This is a genomic window from Hydrogenophaga sp. GW456-12-10-14-TSB4, assembly GCF_059424305.1.
Genome location: NZ_JBWKZH010000021.1, coordinates 75,604 through 83,044, shown reverse-complemented (window position 1 = coordinate 83,044; position 7,441 = coordinate 75,604). Strand labels below are relative to the sequence as shown.

Here is a 7,441-nt window from a genome sequence, read left to right as displayed (position 1 = left end):
GGCCGGCGCAGCGGGGTAAAGGGGGAGACCCGGCGGAGCCGGGTCGGAGGACACCCGCGGAGCCGGCCACCCCCACCCTCGACGGCCGCTACAGCCGGAGAAAGAAAGAACTCAGGTGGTTTCCCGCTCGACGATGGAAAACCCCACATCCACCACCCGCTGGGCCACCTCACGCCCCTCGGCCCGGTCGATCAGACACCGCCCCGCCATGCGGCCGATGTCCGCGCCGTTGATGTGCACCGTGCTCAGCGCCGGCACCATGTCGGCCACGAAAGGCACATCGCCGAACCCCACGATGGCCAGACGGCCCGGGATGTCGATGCCACGCACCCGCGCCTCCGTCACCACCCCCGAGGCCAGCAGGTCGGAGCTGCAGAACACCGCGTCCACCTCGGGGTCGATCTCCAGCAGACGGGCCAGCGCCTCGCGCCCGCTCTTGATGGTGCGCGAAGCCCCCACGTCCACCACTTCCACCTTCGCCTCGGCCAGCCCGCTGCGCGCCACCTCGGCCGCAAACGCCTTGGCACGCCGGTCGGCACGCTCGTCGTCGGCGCGGATCATGGCCAGGCGCCGCCGCCCCTTGCCGATCAGGAACTTCGCCACCTCGCGCCCGATGTCGGCGTGCGAGAAACCCACCAGCATGTCGATCGGCGCGGGCGTCAGGTCCCAGGTCTCCACCACCGGGATGCCCGAGGCCAGCAAGCGCGTGCGGCCCTTGCCCGAGTGCAACACGCCGGTGAGAAAAATGCCATCCGGCCGGCGGCCGATGATCGCCTCCAGCAACGACTCCTCGCGGCTGGCCGAGTAGCTCGACTGGCCCAGCATCAGCTGGTAACCGGCGTCGAACAGCGTGCCGTTGAGCGATTCGATGGTCTCCATGAACACCGACATCACCGTGCTGGGCACCACCGCCGCGATCAGCCGGCTGCGCGAGGACGCCAGCCCGCCGGCCATGCGGTTGGGCACGTAGCCGGTCTTCTGCACCGCGTCCAGCACCTTCTTGCGCACGTCCACCGACACCTGCTCGGGCGTGTTGAGCACGCGCGAAGCCGTGATGGGCGCCACGCCCGCGAGCCTGGCCACGTCGCGCAGGGTGATGGCCCCGCTGCCCCTGCGCGAACGCCGGGTGTTGTCGGATTCTTTCATTTGCGGCATAAAATGGTACCGGTACCAAATTGATCACATCGTAGCCCGAAACGGCCAGCGATGCGCGCTGAATCATAGGAGATGCGCATGCCCGAGACCCTGGCTTCCCCCCCGGCCGTTGTGCCGCTGACCATCCGCATGCACGCCGCCGACAACGTCGCCATCGTGGCCAACGACGGCGGCCTGCCCGCCGGCACCGCCCTGCCCGGCAGCGCGGTGGTGCTGCGCGACCGGGTGCCGCAAGGCCACAAGGTGGCGCTGGTGGACCTGGCGCGCGGTGCGGCCGTGCTGCGCTACGGCGTGCCCATCGGCCACGCGCTGGACGACATTCCCGCCGGCAGCTGGGTGCACGAGCGCCTGCTGCAGATGCCCGAGGCGCGCGGCCTGGAGAACCTGCCCATGGCCACGGTGAAACCCGAGGCCCTGCCGCCGCTGGAGGGTTACACCTTCGAGGGCTACCGCAACCCGGACGGCTCGGTTGGCACGCGCAACATCCTGGCCATCACGCAGACGGTGCAGTGCGTGGCCGGCGTCACCGATTTCGCGGTGCAGCGCATCAAGGCCGAGCTGCTGCCGAAGTTCCCGCACGTGGACGACGTGGTGGCGCTGGAGCACGGCTACGGCTGCGGCGTGGCCATCGACGCACCCGACGCCGTCATCCCGATCCGCACACTGCGCCACATCAGCCTGAACCCCAACTTCGGCGGCGAGGTGATGGTGGTCAGCCTGGGCTGCGAAAAGCTGCAGCCCGAGCGCCTGCTGCCACCGGGTTCGATTCCGCTGGTGGACGAGCGCAACGTGGCCGACGTGGGCACCACCGCCGAGACCCGGCTGGACGTGGTCTGCCTGCAGGACGACGCGCACGTGGGCTTCATGTCCATGGTCGATTCCATCCTGCGCCAGGCCGAGGAACACCTGGAGCGCCTGAACGCGCGCCGGCGCGAGACCGTGCCGGCCAGCGAGCTGGTGGTGGGCGTGCAATGCGGCGGCAGCGATGCGTTTTCCGGCGTCACGGCCAACCCGGCGGTGGGCTTCTGCACCGACCTGCTGGTGCGCGCCGGCGCGAGCGTGATGTTCTCCGAAACCACCGAGGTGCGCGACGGCATTGCCCAGCTCACCGCGCGCGCGACCACGCCCGAGGTGGCCCAGGCCATGGTGCGCGAGATGGCCTGGTACGACGCGTACCTGAAACGCGGCAACGTGGACCGCAGCGCCAACACCACGCCGGGCAACAAGAAAGGCGGCCTGTCCAACATCGTGGAAAAGGCCATGGGCTCGATCGTGAAGTCGGGCAGCGCACCGATCGCCAACGTGCTCTCACCCGGCGAGAAGCTCAAGGCCAAGGGCCTGACCTACGCCGCCACGCCCGCCAGCGACTTCATCTGCGGCACGCTGCAGCTGGCCGCGGGCATGAACCTGCACGTGTTCACCACCGGGCGCGGCACGCCTTACGGCCTGGCGCCGGTGCCGGTGATCAAGGTGGCCACGCGCAGCGACCTGGCGCGGCGCTGGCACGACCTGATGGACATCAACGCCGGCACCATCGCTGACGGCACGGCCAGCATCGAGGACGTGGGCTGGGAGCTGTTCCGCCTCATGCTCGACGTGGCCAGCGGCCGCCAGCAGACCTGGGCCGAGCGCTGGAAGCTGCACAACGCGCTGGTGCTGTTCAACCCGGCGCCGGTGACCTGAGCACCGGTCGGCCGATGCCTCAGAGCGTCAGGGCGCGGACGCAGCGAACCGGGAACGGGTTGTTCTTGTTGAACGCAAAGGAGAAGGCCCCGCCCGCGATGGCAAACTGATGTGACCAGGCGTTGGAGGTGGGGTTGGCGTTGTGCGACGTGGAACTCCAGTAGTTGACGGCTGTCGGCAAGGCCGCCACGTTGATCGCGCCGTTGTCGATCAGGTTGGCCTGCATGCTGGCACCGCCCAGCGCGCAACTGGCGCTCGCCTGGCCACCCAGTTCACAAATCGACGGCAGGTACCAGTCCGAATAACCCGCCTGGGTCGCACGGCAGGCGCCCGCCGCGTAATACGTGTTGTTCACGCCGGTATAGAAGGTGGTGATCTCGGTCGTGTTGCAGGCGCCGTCGGTGCCGCCGTTGCAAGCACCGCCCAACGCGGTGGTGGACGCCTCGTCCGTACCCAGCACCAGGTTGTAAGCCGCATCGGCGGGGGTGCCATTGTTGCCGAGCGAACTCCAGATGACACCCGGCGCCAGGGGCACCACGTCGGTGAGCGCCGTCACCTTGCCGCCGATGTTGCCGGTGTTCAGCGTGGTGTCGTCGATGGAGAACACATAGCCGCCCTGGTACACGCTGCCATGGGTCAGCACTTGCAGGGTGGGCGTCAACAGATTGGTATTGCTGCCTCCGACGCTCAACGTGACCGGCACGGGGGTGGTGTTGCCGGCCGCCGCCGAGGCCGCGTTGCCGGGGGTGACGGTGATCGTGCAACTGGCACCGGGCGCCAGCGTCGTGCAGGTGGACGACAGGCTGGTGCCCGACGGCAGGGCCGGGCTGGCGGTCGCCACCGCGTAAATCACCGCTTGCGCGGTCACGGTGCCGGTGTTGGTGACCGTGAAGCGGCGCGGACTGCCGGTGAGCGTGGGCGATGACACCGTGTCGTTGACCGAGAGCGCCAGCGCCGTCGGGCTGATCGACAAGGTGGTCGCGGGCGTCGCACCACCACCACCCGTGGGCGCGCCAGCCCCCCCTCCACTGCCGCCGCAGGCCGCCAACAGCACAGCGGAACACAAGGACATCCAACGGGCGGCAGAAAGGTGATGCAACATGGTGAACACTCAACAAAATGTCAATGCGACGAACATACCATTCGTTACAAGTTGATGGCACGCACGGTCGGCCATAGCTCCCAACAAAGTCACAAAAGAGGTTCATCGCATGTTGCACAGGCCCCACGGTTCATGGCGAAGGGCCCAGGCCTTGACGGCGAGCCTGCTGCTCGCAGTCGGTCTGGTCGGCTGCAAGAGCCTGCCGCGCGTGGTGCCGGACCTGGACCGGCGCCCGCCCCCCGTGCGGCTGGAGGGCTCGCAAGGCCCGCTCTCGGCCGAGCGCAGCCGCGCCATCCTGGAGCGCCTGCGCGCGGGCGGACAGGGCAGCGACGTGCTCTCGCGGCACCTCGCGCTGGAAGAAGCCATCGTCGGCAGCCCGCTGACCGCCGGCAACAAGGTGGACCTGCTGGAGGACGGCCCGGCCACTTACAAGGCCATGCTCGCGGCCATCGACACGGCCAAGGACCACATCCACCTGGAGACCTACATCCTCGACGACGACGAGGTGGGGCAGCAGTTCGCCGACGCGCTGATCGCCAAGCAGCAGCAAGGCGTGCAGGTGCGGCTCATTCACGACAGCGTCGGCACCCTCGGCACGCCAAAAGAGTTCTTCAAGCGCCTGACGGACGCTGGCATCCAGGTGGTCGAGTTCAACCCGGTCAACCCCGCGCAAGCGCGCAAGGAGTGGGAGCTCAACGAGCGCGACCACCGCAAGCTGCTGGTGGTGGACGGCCGCATCGCCTTCCTGGGCGGCATCAACATCAGCGGCGTGTACGCCAGCGGCTCGCTGTCGATGGGGTCGAGCAGCAGCGGCAAGACCAGCGAGAAGAAGAGCGACATCGACGGCATCCCCTGGCGCGACACGCACGTGCAGCTGCAAGGGCCGGTGGTGGCCGAGTTCCAGAAGCTGTTCCTGGAGACCTGGGCGGCGCAGAAGGGCCCCACCATGGCCGCGAGCAACCACTACCCCGCACCGGTGCGCGCCGGCTCGGACGTGGTGCGCGCCATCGGCAGCTCACCCAAGGACAGCTACAGCCTGATCTACGCCACCCTGCTCTCGGCCATCGCCAGCGCGGAGACGACGGTCTACCTGACCAACGCCTATTTCGCACCCGACCCGCAGTTGCTGGAGGCCCTCGAAGGCGCGGCGCGGCGCGGTGTGGACGTGAAGCTCATCCTGCCGGGCAAGACCGACTCGTGGCTGATCTTCCACGCCGGGCGCAACTACTACACGCAATTGCTCAAGGCGGGGGTGAAGATCTACGAGCGCCAGGGCGTGATCCTGCACACCAAGACCGGCTCGGTGGACGGCGTGTGGTCCACCATCGGCTCCACCAACCTCGACTGGCGCAGCTTCCTGCACAACCACGAGCTCAACGCGGTCGTGCTCGGCGCGGAGTTTTCGGGCCAGCTGCACAAGCTGTTCGACGCCGATCTCGCGGGGTCGAAACAGGTCACGCTCGAAGAGTGGCAGCGGCGGGGCCTGAACCTGCGCTTCAAGGAGTTCTTCGCGCGGATGTGGGAGTATTGGCTCTGAGCTGACCCTCAGCGCGGCATTGCAGGGGCGGCCGGTGGAGGCGGCGGGGGTGGCGGCAAGGTCTCCTGCGTCGTCAGCTCGCGGATCGTGCCGCCGCCTTGAACGGAACCCGTTGACGAGCCCTCACCGCGCGCCATGCGCTCGCAGATCACGCGCTGCTCGGGCGGGTGTGCCTGGCAGCGCAGCAGCGCGTTGCGTTCGAGCTCCTGAGCGGACGTGCCGCCCCGGATGCCGGCGCGCAGGGCCTGCGCGCGGTGCGCACCGGCGTCGCGCAGGCAACTGGTGCGGTCCTGTGTGGGGCTGAGGGCCTGGCAGGCGGCGCGGTCGCGCTGGTAGGCGGCTTCGATCGCGGCCTTGTCGGGCCCCGCCGCCCAGGCGGCGGGCAAGCAGACGGCGAGCGCGGCGGCGGCGAGCCAGCCGTGCGCGGATCGGTGTAGGGATGGGATCATGGTGAACCTCCTGTGAGTCACCATGCTAGGAAGGGCCTGAAAGAGCGTCTGTAGGCCCAGTCCGACCCGGGCCTCGGACATTCACTCCCAATGCAGCTCGATCAGTTTCCAGTCGCTGCCGTCCAGCCGCCATTGCAGCTGGATGGCATAGGGTTCGGCGCGCTCGGGAATCAAGCCCTGCGCGCCCGTCACCACCACCTTGGCCTCGGTGTGGCCCACCTGCGAGCTGCCGCTGTCGATGCGGCTGCTGCGCGTGACGGCGATGATCTTGACGTTGGCATAGCGCATGAACATCAGCGTCATGGTGCGCTTCGCCCACTCGCGGTCCATGCCCTCGCCGGCCTGGAAGTTCGGGTGCAGCTGGTCCATCACCGCCCCGGTCTTCTTGGCCTCCAGGTTGTCCTGCAGCTTCTGCACCGCCGCTTCGAGCGAGGCCTGGGGATCGGTCTTGCCGCAGCCCACCAGCAACAGGGGCACGAGCAACAAGGTCCAGACAAATCGGCGGGCCAGCATCGAGTTTCCTTTCAGCGTTGAAAAATGGGCGACCATAGCACCCCTCTTTGACACAACCCGCTTTCATGACCTTCGACGCACCCACCCTCGACCTTCTCGAACGTGTCCGCGCCGCCGGCCGGAAGCCTTTCTCGGCCTGCACCGCCGCGGAGGCGCGCGCCTTCCCTACGCTCATGAAAACCCTGTTCAGCGGGGGTCTGTCCGTGGCCCGGGTGCAAGACCTCACCCTGCCCACGCCCCAGGGCCACGCCCTGCCCGCGCGCCTCTACGTGCCCGACGCCTGCAACGGCGACCTGATCGTCTACTTCCACGGCGGCGGCTGGGTGCTGGGCTCGGTGGCCGACCACGACCCGTTCACCGCCACGCTGGCGGCCCGCACCCACGCGGCCGTGCTGTCGGTGGACTACCGGCTGGCCCCGGAGAGCCCCCACCCCGGCCCGGTGGACGACGCCGTCGCCGCGCTGCGGCACGCCGGGCAGGCCGGCGCACCGTGGCTGGGCCAGCCCCTGCGGCGCCTGATCGCCATGGGCGACAGCGCCGGCGCCACGCTCGCCACCGTGGCCGCGCGGCGCCTGCGCGACGCGCCCGGCACCCGGCCGGTGGACCTGCAAGTGCTGGTGTACCCGGTGACCGACGCCGGCTTCGACACCCCCAGCTACCGCGACTTCGCCCAAGGCCACCTGCTGAGCGCGGACGACATGCGCTGGTTCTGGAACCACTACTGCCCGGACACCGCCGCGCGCCGCCACCCCGACGCCTCGCCGCTGCAGGCCACCGACCTCGCTGGCCTGCCGCCCGCGCGCATCTTCACCGCCGAGTGCGACCCGCTGCGCGACGAGGGTGAGGCCTACGGGGCCCGCCTGGCGGCGGCGGGCGTGGACTGCGAGACCGTTCGCTGCCCTGGCGTGCTGCACGCCTTCTTGTCCATGGTCCACAGCTCTCCGAATGCTGCCCAGGCCTTCGAGCGCATCGTGCAAAGCCTGGCGCGCTGAAGCAGCCCCC

General features: G+C 69.1%; 7 protein-coding genes. 3 read left to right on the top strand and 4 right to left on the bottom strand.

Annotation, left to right across the window (positions count from 1 at the left end; all coding sequences use genetic code 11):
• Nucleotides 1–111: 111 nt before the first annotated feature.
• A complete protein-coding gene (locus AC07ZS_RS12700) occupies nucleotides 112–1,146 on the bottom strand; it encodes a LacI family DNA-binding transcriptional regulator (RefSeq protein ID WP_494798965.1) in 1,035 nt (344 codons plus the stop codon).
• Between the two features lie 87 nt (nucleotides 1,147–1,233).
• Here AC07ZS_RS12700 and garD point away from each other — a divergent pair, with 87 nt between their 5' ends.
• Nucleotides 1,234–2,838, top strand: coding sequence for a galactarate dehydratase (gene garD / locus AC07ZS_RS12695; protein WP_494798964.1), 1,605 nt, complete (start codon nucleotides 1,234–1,236; stop codon nucleotides 2,836–2,838).
• 19 nt (nucleotides 2,839–2,857) lie between these two features.
• Here garD and AC07ZS_RS12690 read toward each other — a convergent pair whose 3' ends face one another.
• Nucleotides 2,858–3,910, bottom strand: coding sequence for an Lcl domain-containing protein (locus tag AC07ZS_RS12690; RefSeq protein WP_494798963.1), 1,053 nt, complete (start codon nucleotides 3,908–3,910; stop codon nucleotides 2,858–2,860).
• Nucleotides 3,911–4,049: 139 nt separating this feature from the next.
• Here AC07ZS_RS12690 and cls point away from each other — a divergent pair, with 139 nt between their 5' ends.
• Nucleotides 4,050–5,477 carry a cardiolipin synthase gene (cls, locus tag AC07ZS_RS12685; RefSeq protein WP_494798962.1) on the top strand — a complete coding sequence of 476 codons (1,428 nt, stop codon included), beginning with the start codon at nucleotides 4,050–4,052 and terminating at the stop codon, nucleotides 5,475–5,477.
• Nucleotides 5,478–5,485: 8 nt separating this feature from the next.
• Here the strand turns inward: cls and AC07ZS_RS12680 are convergent, their stop codons facing one another.
• Nucleotides 5,486–5,926 (bottom strand): hypothetical protein, encoded by a 441-nt coding sequence (locus AC07ZS_RS12680; RefSeq protein ID WP_494798961.1) that lies wholly within the window; start codon nucleotides 5,924–5,926, stop codon nucleotides 5,486–5,488.
• A gap of 81 nt (nucleotides 5,927–6,007) precedes the next feature.
• Nucleotides 6,008–6,439 carry a hypothetical protein gene (locus tag AC07ZS_RS12675; protein ID WP_494798960.1) on the bottom strand — a complete coding sequence of 144 codons (432 nt, stop codon included), beginning with the start codon at nucleotides 6,437–6,439 and terminating at the stop codon, nucleotides 6,008–6,010.
• Nucleotides 6,440–6,612: 173 nt separating this feature from the next.
• On the opposite strand from AC07ZS_RS12675, the gene AC07ZS_RS12670 reads away from it, so the two are divergent.
• Nucleotides 6,613–7,431, top strand: a complete 819-nt coding sequence (locus tag AC07ZS_RS12670; protein ID WP_494798959.1) for an alpha/beta hydrolase — start codon at nucleotides 6,613–6,615, stop codon at nucleotides 7,429–7,431.
• Nucleotides 7,432–7,441: the final 10 nt, after the last annotated feature.